Below are 13,924 nucleotides of genomic sequence, written 5' to 3'. Positions count from 1 at the left end.
AGCTATTCGGTGCGCCCGAACTTGTCGGTGGCGGTCTTCCACACGGCGTCGACGCGATCTCGGTCCAGCGGTCCGGGATTGGAGAACGACACCACCAGTGTCATCGAGTCGGAACGCCCGACGATAGTCGCCGTCGATGTGATTCCAGGCGGTTGCGGTTGCGGCTTAGCCGTCGAATAGCCGGTGACGTCGGTGAACTCGCCGCGGTCGCGCGGGGTGTACGGATTGATGTCCACGGTGCCGGGGCCCAAATCGGTCACGAACGACACGTGTCGACACGCATCGACGAACGTGACGATGTCGGAAACAGGCGCGTCGTTGCTCGCATAGAGGGACGCATCGAACCGTTCGCCGCCGGGACCTGTCCCGGTTGCACCGGTCCAGCGGGTGCCCCCGTAGACAACCGCATCGGACTTTTTCGTCAGCGCCGAATCGGGAGCACAGTCAGCGGGCACCACCGCGGACATGGTGCCGGTCTTAGCCCGCGGATCGGGCTGGCGGCTCGAGTCGACCACCTCCCAGCCGTCGAACCTGTCGACCGGAAGATCCAATTGGTCGATCAGGCGGTGCCGATACGGATCGCTGGTCGGATATGCCGCCCCGAGCACCGTCGACGACGAGCAGCCGGACGTGACGACCACGCACAGGGTCGCGGCGATGAGAAGGGCGGGCCGGAGCATTACGGTCCTCGATTTCGGCTGTGGAGTCAGGCGCAACTATATGTCCGGCGAAGCCGGTAGCGCCGCGAAGGACGGTGCCTACGCGCCGTTGTACGACCGTCAGGCAAGATAGCGCTCGTGTCGGTCGGAGTAGGTGCGGTTCACCTGAGCTGGGATGTGTTGGCCATCGCCGCCGGCGGTGGCCAGGTCCCTGTGCAGCCGCTGCCCATGGAAGGTGAGATCGCCCCGCCCGCCTATTTGCTAGCAGATCGCTCCGGTCAAATACACATGAGCCGCTCCGAACGGGATCGGCAAGACCTCGGCCTGGCAGTTCGGGACGTTCGCGACATTCTGGGCTACCCGGAAATTCTGATTTCCGGTGCGACCTGGCCGGTGGATCTGATCTATCGGGCACGCCTGCACAATCCGTTGAGCGTCATTCGGACCCACCTGCGCCGCGAGCCCTACGCGGTGGCAATCCCGTATCCCGACGACTGGGCGGACGAGCAAGTGCACGCGCTCTACGATCGCGTCGCCGGACTCGGAGTGCACGTGGAGACCGTCCCCGAGTCGGTGGCGCTTGCCGGGTACATGCGTGGTGCGGGTCTGGTGCACGCCGAAGCGCCGGGCGCCACCGTCGTCTACTCGGACAGTCGGTCGATTCTGGTGGTCGCAGCGCAGAGCGACGCCGATGTTCCCACCGAATCCGTCGACGTGCCGTTCTCGCCCGAGGCGTTGGAGAACGCCGAGGTCGCCGACAACGTCGTGTGGGCGACGCTCGCCGCCGCGCGCACGATCGGGTCGGACTCGCGGCTGGTCCTGCTGGCCGGAAACATCGTCTACAACGACTACCTGCGCATGGCGTTTCAGAATCAGCTGGGTCAGCGCATGCGAATCGCGGAGCATCCACTGCATGCCGTCGCGCTCGGTGCCGCCTACCTGATCTCCGAGGACGGTGACGACGAGGCCGCAGATGCGGAACCTGAGCCGCCTGGGCCCGTTGAATCTGAGCCTGAGCCTGTTGAATCTGAGCCTGAGCCTGCTGAGCCCGTCGTCGAGGAAGCTGTCGCCGAAGAGCCTGAGGTCGAAGAGCCTGTCGTCGAGGAGCCGACCGAGCGAATCGTCGAGGAGCCGACCGAGCGCGTGACAACGCCGGCGCCGACTGTGCTCGCACCGCCCGACGATCCGACCCAGCAGATGCGTCCGCGCCCCGCCGAGGCACCGCAGCGCTCGACGCTCGCGCCGACGACGCGGCACCTGACGACAGGCGTCGACTCCGATCGGGGCACCGCCGACGCCGCCGAGTCCGTCGCTGAGGAGGACGTCGAGCCGGAGCGCAACAAGTCGCCGTTCGCTGTGCTGCAGTGGGCATGGGTGGTGGCCTTCGTCGTTCCTGCGATCGCGTTGCTGGTGGCGGCGCTGTCGTTGGGGCGGTGGCTTGCCGGGCCGACGCCACTGTCGGAGGACGACGCGCGAAACATGGCGTTGCGTGCCATTCCCGCCACCGATGCATTTCCGGGCATGCTGACCAAGGTCGATTCCGACACCAACGAGGATGTTGCCGTCACGTCGCGCTCGGCCATGACATCGATGGCCTGTGGCTCTATTCCGTTGACTCCCAAGGAGTCCGAGGGTGCGCGGGCATCTGCGGCGGAGGTGTATTCCGCAGCGACCAGCGATACCACGAAGAGCCCGTACTCGCCGGGCGACGGGATCGCATTGCGCGCGATGTCGTTCGATCCGAAGACTGCCGATCAGGTGCTCGGCGCCGTGTTGCAGCGGGTGCAGGACTGCCCCAATCGTGAGCAGAACGACATTCGCTACGTGGTTCCGGTTCCGACCAGCGGTGACGATCCCGGGCCGCCGCTGCAGAGCGGCGAAGCCGCTCCCGCCGGCAAACCGAAACTGGACGTGCACGGATCGGATCGGATTGCCTGGCGCGGCTTGCTGCCGATCCGCGATTCGCCGGTGGCGAAGGTGGAGCAGGTGACGTGCCTGGTCGATCGTGTCGGCGATCTGTTGCTGCGATCCTGCGGCAGCAGTCTGGACTCACGGCGTGCCGACACTCTTGCCGAGTCCGGCATGGACGCCATGCACGACCGGTTGAGCTAGACACTAGGCCCCAGGCAGCAGCCTGCTGAGCACCACGCAACTTTTGGTCTGCAGCACCGCGGGGTCGGTGCGCAGTTCCTCCAGCGTTCGTTCCAGGTGCGCCGTGTCCGACGTGCGTACGCGAAGCAACGCGTTGGCGTCGCCGGTGACGGTGTAGGCGTCCTGCACTTCGGGGATGCGGGCGACGACGCGAGCGATCTCGATCGCCGATGTGCGGCCGCTGGTGTAGAGCTCGACGAACGCTTCGACACCGTGCCCGAGCGCGTTGGCGTCCACCGTTGCACGAAAGCCGGTGATGACGCCCGCGTCGAGCAGGCGATCCACCCGCCGCTTGACCGCTGGAGCGGACAACCCGACGTCGTTTCCGATCGCCGCGAAGCTGGCCCGAGCGTTTCGCTCCAACTGCGCAACGATCTGCCTGTCCACGCTGTCGATACGCAACGAATCGTCCATGCGGCGGAACGATATCGCATTGATCAGTATGTCGGGCCAGCGGATACTTGAGGGACCGACTGCCGAAAGGGGCCGACGTTGACGGTGACCGCGCAACCACGAGTGCGACACGACGATCAGGGCGAGCGACAAGCAACCGTCCGTACCTACCTGATGTGCCCGCCGACGTACTTCGACGTCGTCTACTCGATCAACGACTGGATGGATCCGACCGAGCCCGTCGATGTGCGGCTCGCCATGCTGCAGTGGTCGAATCTGGTCGAGACCTATCGGTCGCTGGGCCACGACGTGGTGTTCGTCGACCCGGTGCCGGGGCTGCCGGACATGGTGTTCGTGACCGACAGCGGGGTGGTCGTCGACGGCGTCGCGATGGGCGCGCGTTACCGGACGGAGCAACGGGCCGACGAGGCCGAACATGTGCTGCGCTGGTTCGAGGCGAACGGCCTGATCAGCCCGACGCGCCCGGAGTTCGTCAACGAGGGTGAAGGCGACTTCATGGTCGTCGGCCAGACGATTCTGGCGGGCACCGGTTTCCGCACCGATCCTCGTGCGCACGCCGAGTTGGCCGCACATCTGCGACGCGAGGTGGTGACGCTGAACCTGGTCGACCCGTCGTACTACCACCTCAACACGGCGTTGGGCGTGCTCGACGATCGCACCATCGCCTACCTGCCGAAGGCGTTCGCGCCGGAAAGTCTGGCGGTGCTGCAGCAGCGGTACCCGGACGCAATCATCGCCGACGAGGCGGACACCGCTTGGTTGGGACTGAATCTGGTCAGTGACGGCCGCAACGTCGTATTGGCCTCGCAGGCAACGGGATTGGCTGCGCAGTTGAGCGCGAGAGGCTTTGTGCCGGTGCCGGTGGACATGTCGGAGTTCCGCAAGTCTGGTGGCGGAATCAAGTGCTGCACACTCGAACTGCGGGGTGTGGAAAGGACGCGGTCGTGACGATGGCAACGGAGAATGCGACGGCGGCCGCGCTTGTCGCCGCTCAGCAGCACAGCGCCCACAACTACGACCCGCTGCCCGTCGTGATCGCGTCGGCCAAGGGGGCGTGGGCCACCGACATCGATGGCGTCGAGTACCTGGACATGCTTGCCGGCTACTCGGCGTTGAACTTCGGGCACGCCCATCCCGAGCTGGTCCAGGTCGCGCAGGAGCAGATCGCGAAGCTCACGCTGACAAGTCGGGCGTTCCAGCACGACCGGTTTGCGACGTTCTGTGCCGATCTGGCTCGGCTGTGTCGCAAGGATGCGGTGCTGCCGATGAACACCGGAGCCGAAGCCGTCGAGACGGCCCTGAAGGTGGCTCGCAAGTGGGGCTATGAGGTGAAGGGCGTCGCGGCCGACAAGGCCGAGATCATCACCTGCGGCGGCAACTTCCATGGCCGCACCATCACGATCGTCGGGTTCTCGTCGGATCCGGACGCACGTGGCAACTTCGGTCCCTATCCGCCGGGGTTCACCTCGGTGACGTACGGCGATGTGACGGCGATGGCCGCAGCGATCACCGAGAACACCGTCGCTGTGCTGGTCGAACCCATTCAGGGTGAGGCGGGCGTGCTGGTGCCGCCGCCCGGCTACCTCGCCGAGGTGCGTCGTATCTGTTCCGAGAACAACGTGCTGATGATCGCCGACGAGATCCAGAGCGGGCTCGGTCGCACCGGCGACACCTTCGCGTGCGATCACGAGAACGTGGTCCCCGACATGTACATCCTGGGCAAGGCGTTGGGCGGTGGGATCGTCCCGGTCTCCGCGGTGGTGGCGGATTGGTCGGTGCTCGGCGTGATCGGGCCCGGTCAGCACGGCAGTACGTTCGGCGGCAATCCGCTGGCCTGTGCCGTCGGCAGTGCCGTGGTGCGGTTGCTGGAGACGGGGGAGTACCAGCGGCGCAGCCGCGAACTCGGCGCTCACCTGCACGAGTTGCTGAACGCACTACCGGCCGATCAGGTCGCGGAGGTGCGTGGTCGTGGGTTGTGGGCGGGTGTGCAGCTGGCTGACGGCCAACCATCGGCAAGAGTGATCTGCGAGCGACTCTTGGCTCGTCGAGTGCTGGCCAAAGATGCCCACGAGGGCACCATCCGCATAGCTCCACCCCTGGTCATCGAGCAATCCGAGATCGATTGGGCGGTCGAGCAGTTGTCAAGTGCGCTATCGCGCAGGTGAGCGTTTTGTTGGTGTCTGGACCAACTAACCGCTCACCTAGGGACGAAAGTTATCCACAGGGCACCTGATTCCGGCCGTTTTCTGTCGGAGTCGCTGCTCAAGATTCTGTTCATGACTGTTGTCTCTTCAGCTGGTGGTTTCGCCCAGCTAATCGATGATCAAGAAGGCCTCGCGACCACTTCGCAACTTGCCCGGCTCGGATACGACCGCGACCAGCTCATGCACCGTGTAGAAACCGGCCAATGGGTACGGGTGCTGCACGGCGTGGTTGCCACATCGAATGGATGTCTGACGCGGTCGATGGTGCTCCGCGCGGCACTGCTGTATGGCGGACCGCGTGCTGTGCTGAGCCACAGATCGGCGGGCGAGGAGTGGCGGATGTTGCGTGTGAGGTCGGACGACGAACCAGTGCACATCACAGTTCCCTACGGCCAATCCGCGTTGTGTCAGCGGCCGACACTCAGGACGCCGACGGTTCGTACCGCTCCTGCGGCTCACACGCGAGTGCATCCGGGCGTCGTTGTACATAGATCGAAGGCTTTCGAGCACATCACCATCGACGGTGAGTTCCCACGGACGGCTGCGGCCGCGACCGTAATCGACCTCGCCGTCGCCGAGCCGGTTCCGCGACTCGCAATGATCACGCTGGTCGCAGCGGTCACGGAGGCACGGATTCCGATCTGGCGAATTCGCGAACACGTGGAGAAGCGCCGACCGCGTCGATATCGGCGGCCGATCGCCGATGCGCTCGCGATGCTGGACGACGGCGTGGCGTCGGTGCTGGAACACCGCTACGCCCTGGATGTCGAGCAGGCACACGGGCTTCCGCCTGGGCGGCGGCAGAGTCCGGTGATCGTCGATGGTCGCGCGCTGTACGAGGACGTCGACTATTCACCGCTGGGTGTTCCGCTGATCGTTCGACTGGACGGCGAGCGTTTCCACTTCCGCCGGGCGGTTCGGTTTCGCGATCGGCGACGTGACAATGCCGCTGAAATGGCTGGTAGGCCGCGTCTGGTCTACGGCTGGGACGAAACTGTCGAAGACCCGTGCGGCATATTCGACGAGGTCCGCGCGGTCTTGGTTCGTGAAGGCTGGCCGGATTCTTCAAGGCCGTGCGAGAGGTGCGCTACGCGCAGGTGAGCGGAAAAGTGGTCCAGACCCCAACTAAACGCTCACCTGCGCGGAGCGCATTTTGACCCCGACCTGGGCCAACCGGTATTGTTGCCCGTTGGCGTGCGGTACGGCGCGGCATTTGCGTGCCAGTCGTCGAACGAGTCCCGGGTCTCCACTGGCCGCCGGGGGATACCTCGACTGCATGCCTGGCCGGCACTACCTACGAACAGACAGGGAAGTTCTGTGTCTACGTACAGTCCCAAGGCCGGAGATGTGACCCGCACATGGCACATCATCGACGCCACTGACGTAGTGCTCGGACGTCTTGCCGTACAGGCAGCGAATTTGCTGCGCGGTAAGCACAAGCCGACCTACGCCCCGAACGTCGACGGCGGCGATTACGTCGTCATCATCAACGCCGACAAGATCGCGATCAGCAGCAACAAGCGCGATCGCGTGAAGTTCTACCACCACTCCGGCCACCCGGGCGGTCTGAAGACGAAGACCCTGGGTCAGGCGATGGATACCCGTCCCGACCGCGTCGTCGAGAAGGCCATCAAGGGCATGCTGCCCAAGAACAAGCTGAACAGCGCCATCAGCAGCAAGCTCAAGGTCTACGCAGGCCCGAACCATCCCCACACTGCGCAGCAGCCAGTGCCCTTCGAGATCAAGCAGGTGGCCCAGTGACTGCACCCGAAGATCAGACCAACGACGTCGACGTGAACGACGACGCAGCCGTCGAGGTTGCCGCCGACGAGTACGTGTCGGTGGAAGAGCCCGAGGTTGTCGAGGAGATCGAGGCCGCAGCAGCAGTTGCGCCGCACGCTCCCATCGTCATCGACCGTCCGGTGCAGACCGTCGGCCGTCGCAAGGAAGCGGTCGCTCGCGTCCGCCTCACCCCGGGCAGTGGCCAGTTCAAGCTGAACGGGCGCACCATCGAGGATTACTTCCCGAACAAGGTGCACCAGCAGCTGATCAAGGCTCCGCTGGTGCTCGTCGAGCGTGGCGAGTCCTTCGACATCGTCGCCCTCCTGCACGGTGGCGGCCCGTCCGGCCAGGCAGGCGCCCTGCGTCTCGCCATTGCCCGCGCGTTGATCGAGGTCGCCCAGGAAGATCGTCCGGCGCTCAAGCGTGCCGGCTTCCTGACCCGCGACGATCGCGCAGTCGAGCGTAAGAAGTACGGCCTGAAGAAGGCCCGCAAGGCACCTCAGTACTCCAAGCGCTGATGTGTGCCGGAGCATTCTGCTCCGGAAACCTGTTCGTCCACGAGAGCAGGCGTCCAATCGTCATCGGACGCCTGCTCTCGTGTTGTAACAACACACAGTGTTGTAGAAAACACAGAGGGATCCTGCATATGACTCGGTTGTTCGGTACTGACGGTGTGCGCGGTTTGGCGAACGAGGCGCTCAGCGTCGAACTCGCCGTCAAGATCGCCAGTGCGGCGGCCCAGGTGCTTTCGCGCGACAGCCACAACGCTGATCGTTCCGTCGCAGTCGTCGGCCGCGACCCACGTGCCAGCGGCGAGATGCTCGAAGCCGCGGTGACCGCCGGTCTGACGGCGGCAGGTGTCGACGTGATCTCCGTCGGCGTGCTCCCGACCCCCGCCGTCGCATATCTGACCGGCGAATACGACGCGTGCCTCGGCGTGATGATCTCCGCCTCGCACAACCCGATGCCCGACAACGGGATCAAGATCTTTGCCGCCGGTGGCCACAAGCTCGACGACGCATCCGAGGACGCCATCGAAGCCGCCATCGCCGCGGGCACCGCGCCGCGACCGACCGGTGCCGAGATCGGCCGAGTCCGCACCGTCGACGACGCCGCCGACCGCTACCTCGCCCATCTGGCAGGCGCGATCGATCAGCGCCTCGATGGGCTGACTCTGGTGGTCGACTGCGCGCACGGCGCCGCGTCCGTAGTCGGTCCGGCCGCATATCGGGCTGCCGGTGCCACCGTGATCGCGATCAACGCCGATCCGACCGGCCTCAACATCAACGACAACTGCGGTTCCACGCACCTCGAAGACCTGCAGAAGGCCGTCGTCGAACACGACGCCGATCTGGGCATCGGTCACGACGGCGACGCCGACCGCTGCCTGGCAGTCGATTCGACAGGAGCGATCGTCGACGGTGACGAGATAATGTCGATCCTCGCGATCGCCATGTCCGAGGCAGGCGAGCTGGCGCAGAACACGTTGGTCACCACGGTGATGAGCAATCTCGGTCTGCACATCGCCATGCGCGAAGCGGGTATTGCCGTGCGCACCACCGGCGTCGGCGACCGCTACGTGCTCGAAGAGCTGCGCGTCGGCGGGTTCTCGCTCGGCGGCGAACAGTCCGGCCACGTGGTGCTGCCCGATTTCGGCACCACCGGCGACGGCATTCTCACCGCGCTGCGGTTGCAGGCGCGGATGGCGCAGACGGGCAAGTCGTTGGCGGAGTTGGCCGGTGTGATGACGACGCTGCCGCAGGTGCTGATCAACGTGAAGGTGTCCGACAAGGCCACCGTCGCGGCGGCGCCCAAGGTTGCCGACGCCGTCACGGAAGCGGAACGCGAGCTAGGCGACAACGGTCGAGTCTTGTTGCGGCCCAGCGGAACCGAGCAGCTGGTACGCGTAATGGTCGAGGCTGCTGAGCCCGCCGTTGCGCAGCGGTTGGCTGACGATCTGGCTGTTGTCGTCGCGTCGGTCTGACGCTCGAATGGAACAGGTAGCACATGTGCTACCTTGGGTTATGAAGACAGTCGGTCTGCGTGAACTACGTCAAAACGCCTCCGAACTCTTGCGTGACGTCGAAGAAGGCGAAGAAGTGACTATTACGGTTGCCGGTCGCCCGAGTGCACGTCTCGTGACCGCGTCGTCTCGTTCTTGGCGCCGATGGAACGATGTGTCCGAACTGTTCGTCGGTCCAGCTGATTCTGCGTGGGACGACGATCGTGATCTGGTCGATCAGGAACTACGTGATCCGTGGACGACCGAGTGAGGGCGCTGCTCGACACGAGTGTCGTGATTGCCACCGATATAGCCCCGATCGACGGCGATCTGGCGATCAGCGCAATCACGCTGGCCGAATTGCATTTCGGTGTTCTCGTTGCCAAGAAGTCGGCAACACGTGCCGAGCGATTGCGCCGACTCGTGTTGCTCGAGCGGACCTTCGATGCGCTGCCGGTGGACGAGGTAGTGGCAAGCAGTTACGGTCGCCTGGCGAATGCAGTGGTCGAGGCGGGGCGAAAGCCGCGCGCCCGGTCGATGGACCTGCTGATAGCAGCAACGGCGCATGCGCACTCGGCACGTTTGTACACCCGAAACGCTGCCGACTTCGTCGGACTCGAGGATCTCGTCGAAGTCATCGCGGTCTAACTCTCGCTCAGCTGGCCCGCTTCGATATGCCACTTCCGCGTACTGCGCACAGTGTCGAGCATTCGCCGGTCATGGGTCACCAGAAGCATTGTGCCGCTGAATGATTCGATCGCCTGCTCCAGCTGTTCGATGGCAGGCAGGTCGAGGTGATTGGTCGGCTCGTCGAGCACCAGCAGGTTCACGCCTCGCGCCTGCAGCAGCGCCAGGGCAGCTCTGGTCCGCTCGCCGGGGGACAACGTCGCGGCAGGGCGGATGGCGTGCGGGCCGCGCAGACCGAACTTCGCCAGCAAGGTGCGCACCTCGGCGTCGGGCCAATCCGGCACTGCCGCACCGAAAGTCGCAACCACGTTGTCGTCGCCGATGAACGATCGTCGCGCCTGATCCACTTCGCCGATCGCGACGCCGGAGCCCAGACTCGCTGTGCCGGAATCGGGTCGGAGCTGGCCGAGCAGCAGCTTCAGCAGCGTCGACTTGCCTGCACCGTTGGCGCCGGTGACCACGATGCGATCGCCCCAATCGACCTGCGTGTTCACCGGTCCCAGGGTGAAATCGCCGCGGACCACCGTCGCGTCCGACAGCGTCGAGACCACCGAACCACTGCGGGGAGCGGCTGCGATCTCCATCCGCAGTTCCCACTCCTTGCGTGGCTCTTCGACTACGTCGAGTCGTTCGATACGACGCTGCGTCTGCCGGGCTTTGGCGGCCTGTTTCTCCGTGGATTCAGCGCGCAGCTTGCGGCCAATCTTGTCGTTGTCCGGTGCCTTGCGTCGAGCATTGCGGACGCCGTGCTCCATCCAATTGCGTTGCATCCGAGCACGATCCTCGAGTGCGGACTTCGTGTCGGCGAACGCGTCGTACGCTTCGCGGGCATGGCGTCGAGCGATCTCGCGCTCCGCGAGGTACGACTCGTAACTGCCGTCGTACACCCCGACCTGCCGCTGCGCGATATCCAATTCGACGATCCGATTCACCGTGCGCGCCAAGAACTCACGATCGTGGCTGACCACCATCAGGGGTGAGCGGTTCTCGTCGACGAAGCGCTCCAGGCGAGCCAGACCGTCGAGATCTAGATCGTTGGTCGGCTCGTCGAGCAGCAGAATGTCGTAGCGGGACAACAACACCGACGCCAATCCGACGCGTGCCGCCTGGCCGCCGGACAGCGCCGTCATCTCGCTGGCGAGTCCGGTGGACAGGCCTATATCTGCGGCGACCTGCTCGGCTCGCTCCGTCAGATCGGCACCGCCGAGAGCAAGCCAGCGTTCCAAGGCGGGGGAGTACAGATCGTCGCCGCCGTCGCCGAGACTTTCTGCGGCCGTATCCATCTGCCGTTGCGCCTCGGTGACGCCGGTGCGGCGTCCGAGGAAATCGAGCACCGTCTCACCGGCAATACGCTCCGGTTCCTGCGCGAGGTAGCCGACCGTCGCATCCGGTGGGCTCAGGGTGATGCTGCCTTCGGAATCGGAGTTCGTCCCGTTCGCAAGGATTTTCAACAGCGTCGACTTGCCAGCGCCGTTCGCGCCGACCAGCCCGATCACATCTCCGGGCGCGAAGATCAGGTCGAGGTCGGTGAAGAGTGTGCGTTCGCCGTGTCCGGCGGCTAGGCCGTCGGCGTGCAGGGTGGCGCTCACAGCAATTGTTCCTTCACGAAGCCGGCGAGCAACACTGCGGTGCCGCCGATTTCGCCCACGATCAAGGCCAGCATCGCCGGCCGCAGCAGGGCGATCGGGTGGTGGAACTGGTTTTCGGTGTCGCGCCGGAAACCGTGATACACGTAGCTCGCGATGGCACCGACGAAGAAGGCGACCACGATCGTGACAGCCACCAGATTCACGGCAGTCGGCCATCCGCTCAACTCGACGAATACCGAAAGCAGCAGCGTTGCAAAGGAATACAACAGCGCTGCCCGGTGCGCAATGTCGACGTACGGGTGGGCGAGGCCGTTGGCGCTGTTCGACATCTGCGCAAACTTCCACACGCCGAGCACCAAGGCCCACAGGAAGATCAGTCCTGCTGCCAGCAAAGTCAGGCGGGTGTCGATTCCGAGTTCCACCCGCACATCCTAGTGAACCGGCGCGGGCGCGACCTCTGCCACCAGTTCGTACGAGCGCAGCCTGTCGTCGATGGAGTGCGCCATGGTCGAGACCATGATCTCGTCGGCATCGGTGAGGCGAAGCAGATCGTCGAGGCCTTCGCGCAACGTGTCCTGCGAGCCGACGATGTAGCCGGCCGACGACGCACTCACCATCTGTTCCTGCTGCGGCGTCAACGGGTTCGCGGCCGCTTCTTCCGGTGTGGGGAACCGTCCGGGGTTTCCGCCCCGCAGGCGAGCCATCGTCAGCTTCAGCGGCGCGGCGAGGTAGCGCGCCTTCTCGTCGGTGTCGGCAGCCAGCACGGCCACGGTCACCATCGCGTACGGCTCGTCAAGCACCTCCGACGGCCGGAACGACGACCGGTACGTCTCCAACGCGGGCATCGTCTGAGCTGGCGAGAAATGCCGGGCGAAGGCGAACGGCAGCCCGAGCAGCCCGGCGACCTGAGCGCTGTAGGTGCTCGAGCCCAACAGCCACATCGCGAATCGAGCACCCAGACCCGGTGTCGCGGTGATCGCGGCATAGGGATGGTCGGCGGGGAAGCCGTCGTCGACGAAGGCGCGGAGTTGCGCCAACTGCTGGGGGAACTCGTCTGCGGAGAGCGCATCCGCGCTGCGCCGCAACGCGTGGGCCGTCACTTGATCGGTGCCGGGCGCGCGGCCGATGCCGAGGTCGATGCGATCGGGGAAGAGTGCGTCGAGGGTGCCGAACTGTTCGGCGACCACCAGCGGCGCGTGATTGGGCAGCATGATTCCGCCGGAACCGACGCGAATCCGCTCGGTTGCCGCGGCGACCTGGCCGATCATGATCGACGGCGCCGCGCTCGCAATGCCGGGCATCGAGTGGTGTTCGGCCAGCCAGAACCGCTGATACCCCAGGTCTTCGACATGTTTGGCCAAAGTCAGGGTGTTGCGAAGGGCCTCACCGACCGACGATCCGGCGCCGATGGGGGACAGGTCGAGGACAGACAGGGGAATGCGCACTTCATTGCCAACACTCGACGCAAGCGCACTGTTCCGCTGCCCGGCAGAAATTGCCCACTCTTCGACATGATCGGCGGGATCCCGCCGAATTCCCCGAAGAATGGGCAAATTCTGCCGCCATGTCTACAGACAAACCCTGAGATCGCTCGGGGTGAATATCACCCTGCAGTCCGATGCCGCGCGGCGCGAATTCGCGGACAGTGGTGATCACTGCGGCCGACCGACCGCCGTATCGACGAAAGTGAGAATGCGATGACCGCACCAGCCCGACGCCTCACCCGCCCGCGCCGCGGCAAGATCCTCGGCGGCGTGTGCGCAGGCATTGCGGAGTACTTCGGCTGGAGCCCGTTCGTGGTCCGGCTGCTGTTCGTCTTGTCCTGCATTCTGCCGGGGCCGCAGTTTCTGATCTACATCGTGCTGTGGCTGATCATCCCGAAGAGCGAGTACTGAGTTCACCCCTTCCGGTCGTATCGCGAGCGGGCGCGGTCGTGGGCGGCCGTCAGCAACTCCTGCACGGCCGCCCCGGTTCGCGGGCCGGGATCGACGACAGCCAGCCACGCCATTCGTCCGTAGACCGGGTGTGCGATGACCGTGTCGGAAACGCTGGGATCACCAGCGGCGGGAAGACTCGGCGCGTGACCCGTATGTCGCTGAAAGGTCGCCTTTGTTGTGGCGATATTCAGTCGGAACACGCCAGGACGGTTCAGCTGTGATCCTTCATCGTCGGGATAGTCCTTCGTGACGATGGTGGCGAAGGGCTGCGTCGTCGTCGGCACCACGCCATCGGGCGCGTAGTAGAAGAAGCTGTCGCCCCAGCTGATCTCGGGCGTACCGTCGCCCGGAACGGGCCGCAGCGTCAGGACGCCGCCTAGGGCGTGTCTCTCAATTGGTTGGCTCCGACGCGGGCGTGGATGACGGCGCAGGCCAGCAGGACACCACCGAGGTAGGTCAGGGCGTATTTGTCGTAGCGGGTCGCGATACCGCGCCACTG

General features: G+C 65.1%; 16 protein-coding genes and 1 pseudogene. 10 read left to right on the top strand and 7 right to left on the bottom strand.

The features are described 5' to 3' along the window. Positions 1 to 2: 2 nt before the first annotated feature. Complete coding sequence (locus FOY51_RS18180; RefSeq protein WP_149431683.1) at positions 3 to 680, bottom strand: hypothetical protein; 678 nt, start codon at positions 678 to 680, stop codon at positions 3 to 5. Between the two features lie 117 nt (positions 681 to 797). On the opposite strand from FOY51_RS18180, the gene FOY51_RS18175 reads away from it, so the two are divergent. Then, positions 798 to 2,771, top strand: coding sequence for a hypothetical protein (locus FOY51_RS18175; RefSeq protein ID WP_149431682.1), 1,974 nt, complete (start codon positions 798 to 800; stop codon positions 2,769 to 2,771). 3 nt (positions 2,772 to 2,774) lie between these two features. On the opposite strand, the gene FOY51_RS18170 is transcribed toward FOY51_RS18175, so the two are convergent. Next, positions 2,775 to 3,224: an Lrp/AsnC family transcriptional regulator gene (locus tag FOY51_RS18170; protein ID WP_149431681.1), complete on the bottom strand. Its 450-nt coding sequence runs from the start codon at positions 3,222 to 3,224 to the stop codon at positions 2,775 to 2,777. 78 nt (positions 3,225 to 3,302) lie between these two features. On the opposite strand from FOY51_RS18170, the gene ddaH reads away from it, so the two are divergent. From ddaH to FOY51_RS18130, 8 genes are all read left to right on the top strand, one after another. Beyond that, positions 3,303 to 4,172 carry a dimethylargininase gene (ddaH, locus tag FOY51_RS18165; RefSeq protein WP_371830464.1) on the top strand — a complete coding sequence of 290 codons (870 nt, stop codon included), beginning with the start codon at positions 3,303 to 3,305 and terminating at the stop codon, positions 4,170 to 4,172. A 2-nt stretch (positions 4,173 to 4,174) separates the two neighbouring features. Beyond that, positions 4,175 to 5,389 (top strand): ornithine--oxo-acid transaminase, encoded by a 1,215-nt coding sequence (gene rocD, locus FOY51_RS18160; RefSeq protein WP_149431791.1) that lies wholly within the window; start codon positions 4,175 to 4,177, stop codon positions 5,387 to 5,389. Between the two features lie 111 nt (positions 5,390 to 5,500). Continuing rightward, positions 5,501 to 6,529 (top strand): type IV toxin-antitoxin system AbiEi family antitoxin domain-containing protein, encoded by a 1,029-nt coding sequence (locus tag FOY51_RS18155; RefSeq protein ID WP_149431680.1) that lies wholly within the window; start codon positions 5,501 to 5,503, stop codon positions 6,527 to 6,529. 216 nt (positions 6,530 to 6,745) lie between these two features. Next, positions 6,746 to 7,189: a 50S ribosomal protein L13 gene (rplM, locus tag FOY51_RS18150; protein WP_149431679.1), complete on the top strand. Its 444-nt coding sequence runs from the start codon at positions 6,746 to 6,748 to the stop codon at positions 7,187 to 7,189. Beyond that, a complete protein-coding gene (rpsI, locus tag FOY51_RS18145; protein WP_149431678.1) occupies positions 7,186 to 7,728 on the top strand; it encodes a 30S ribosomal protein S9 in 543 nt (180 codons plus the stop codon). Before rplM ends, rpsI begins: the two co-directional genes overlap by 4 nt. 128 nt (positions 7,729 to 7,856) lie before the next feature. Continuing rightward, the gene (glmM, locus tag FOY51_RS18140) at positions 7,857 to 9,194 is read left to right on the top strand and encodes a phosphoglucosamine mutase (protein WP_149431677.1); all 1,338 of its coding nucleotides are present in this window, start codon (positions 7,857 to 7,859) and stop codon (positions 9,192 to 9,194) included. A gap of 40 nt (positions 9,195 to 9,234) precedes the next feature. Continuing rightward, positions 9,235 to 9,483 (top strand): type II toxin-antitoxin system Phd/YefM family antitoxin, encoded by a 249-nt coding sequence (locus tag FOY51_RS18135; protein WP_149431676.1) that lies wholly within the window; start codon positions 9,235 to 9,237, stop codon positions 9,481 to 9,483. Then, positions 9,468 to 9,860 carry a type II toxin-antitoxin system VapC family toxin gene (locus tag FOY51_RS18130; protein ID WP_235916472.1) on the top strand — a complete coding sequence of 131 codons (393 nt, stop codon included), beginning with the start codon at positions 9,468 to 9,470 and terminating at the stop codon, positions 9,858 to 9,860. Before FOY51_RS18135 ends, FOY51_RS18130 begins: the two co-directional genes overlap by 16 nt. Here FOY51_RS18130 and FOY51_RS18125 read toward each other — a convergent pair. The 3 genes from FOY51_RS18125 to FOY51_RS18115 are packed head-to-tail and all read right to left on the bottom strand — an operon-like array spanning position 9,857 to position 12,933. Continuing rightward, positions 9,857 to 11,488: an ABC-F family ATP-binding cassette domain-containing protein gene (locus tag FOY51_RS18125; protein ID WP_149431675.1), complete on the bottom strand. Its 1,632-nt coding sequence runs from the start codon at positions 11,486 to 11,488 to the stop codon at positions 9,857 to 9,859. The two genes, FOY51_RS18130 and FOY51_RS18125, sit on opposite strands and share 4 nt — an antisense overlap. Next, on the bottom strand, positions 11,485 to 11,910 hold the full coding sequence (locus tag FOY51_RS18120; protein WP_149431674.1) for a hypothetical protein: 426 nt from the start codon (positions 11,908 to 11,910) through the stop codon (positions 11,485 to 11,487). The genes FOY51_RS18125 and FOY51_RS18120 overlap by 4 nt, the downstream gene beginning before the upstream one ends. A 9-nt stretch (positions 11,911 to 11,919) precedes the next feature. Beyond that, positions 11,920 to 12,933 carry an LLM class flavin-dependent oxidoreductase gene (locus tag FOY51_RS18115; RefSeq protein WP_149431673.1) on the bottom strand — a complete coding sequence of 338 codons (1,014 nt, stop codon included), beginning with the start codon at positions 12,931 to 12,933 and terminating at the stop codon, positions 11,920 to 11,922. A 252-nt stretch (positions 12,934 to 13,185) separates the two neighbouring features. On the opposite strand from FOY51_RS18115, the gene FOY51_RS18110 reads away from it, so the two are divergent. Next, positions 13,186 to 13,383 carry a PspC domain-containing protein gene (locus FOY51_RS18110; RefSeq protein ID WP_149431672.1) on the top strand — a complete coding sequence of 66 codons (198 nt, stop codon included), beginning with the start codon at positions 13,186 to 13,188 and terminating at the stop codon, positions 13,381 to 13,383. Between the two features lie 2 nt (positions 13,384 to 13,385). Here the strand turns inward: FOY51_RS18110 and FOY51_RS18105 are convergent, their stop codons facing one another. Beyond that, positions 13,386 to 13,820: a DUF6194 family protein gene (locus tag FOY51_RS18105; RefSeq protein ID WP_149431789.1), complete on the bottom strand. Its 435-nt coding sequence runs from the start codon at positions 13,818 to 13,820 to the stop codon at positions 13,386 to 13,388. Then, positions 13,802 to 13,924 (bottom strand): annotated as a pseudogene (locus FOY51_RS18100) (IS5 family transposase); the annotation flags it as partial. The gene FOY51_RS18105 and the pseudogene FOY51_RS18100, both read right to left, overlap by 19 nt.

Source organism: Antrihabitans cavernicola (assembly GCF_008297975.1).
Taxonomy (GTDB): Bacteria; Actinomycetota; Actinomycetes; order Mycobacteriales; family Mycobacteriaceae; genus Antrihabitans; species Antrihabitans cavernicola.
This window is presented reverse-complemented; position numbering and strand designations above follow the sequence as displayed.

Excerpts from the sequence above, each read along its gene's own strand:
- glmM (WP_149431677.1), top strand. The coding sequence starts at position 7,857 with ATGACTCGGTTGTTCGGTACTGACGGTGTGCGCGGTTTGGCGAACGAG.
- FOY51_RS18155 (WP_149431680.1), top strand. The coding sequence starts at position 5,501 with ATGACTGTTGTCTCTTCAGCTGGTGGTTTCGCCCAGCTAATCGATGAT.
- FOY51_RS18110 (WP_149431672.1), top strand. The coding sequence starts at position 13,186 with ATGACCGCACCAGCCCGACGCCTCACCCGCCCGCGCCGCGGCAAGATC.
- FOY51_RS18180 (WP_149431683.1), bottom strand. The coding sequence starts at position 680 with ATGCTCCGGCCCGCCCTTCTCATCGCCGCGACCCTGTGCGTGGTCGTC.
- FOY51_RS18135 (WP_149431676.1), top strand. The coding sequence starts at position 9,235 with ATGAAGACAGTCGGTCTGCGTGAACTACGTCAAAACGCCTCCGAACTC.
- FOY51_RS18170 (WP_149431681.1), bottom strand. The coding sequence starts at position 3,224 with ATGGACGATTCGTTGCGTATCGACAGCGTGGACAGGCAGATCGTTGCG.
- rocD (WP_149431791.1), top strand. The coding sequence starts at position 4,175 with ATGGCAACGGAGAATGCGACGGCGGCCGCGCTTGTCGCCGCTCAGCAG.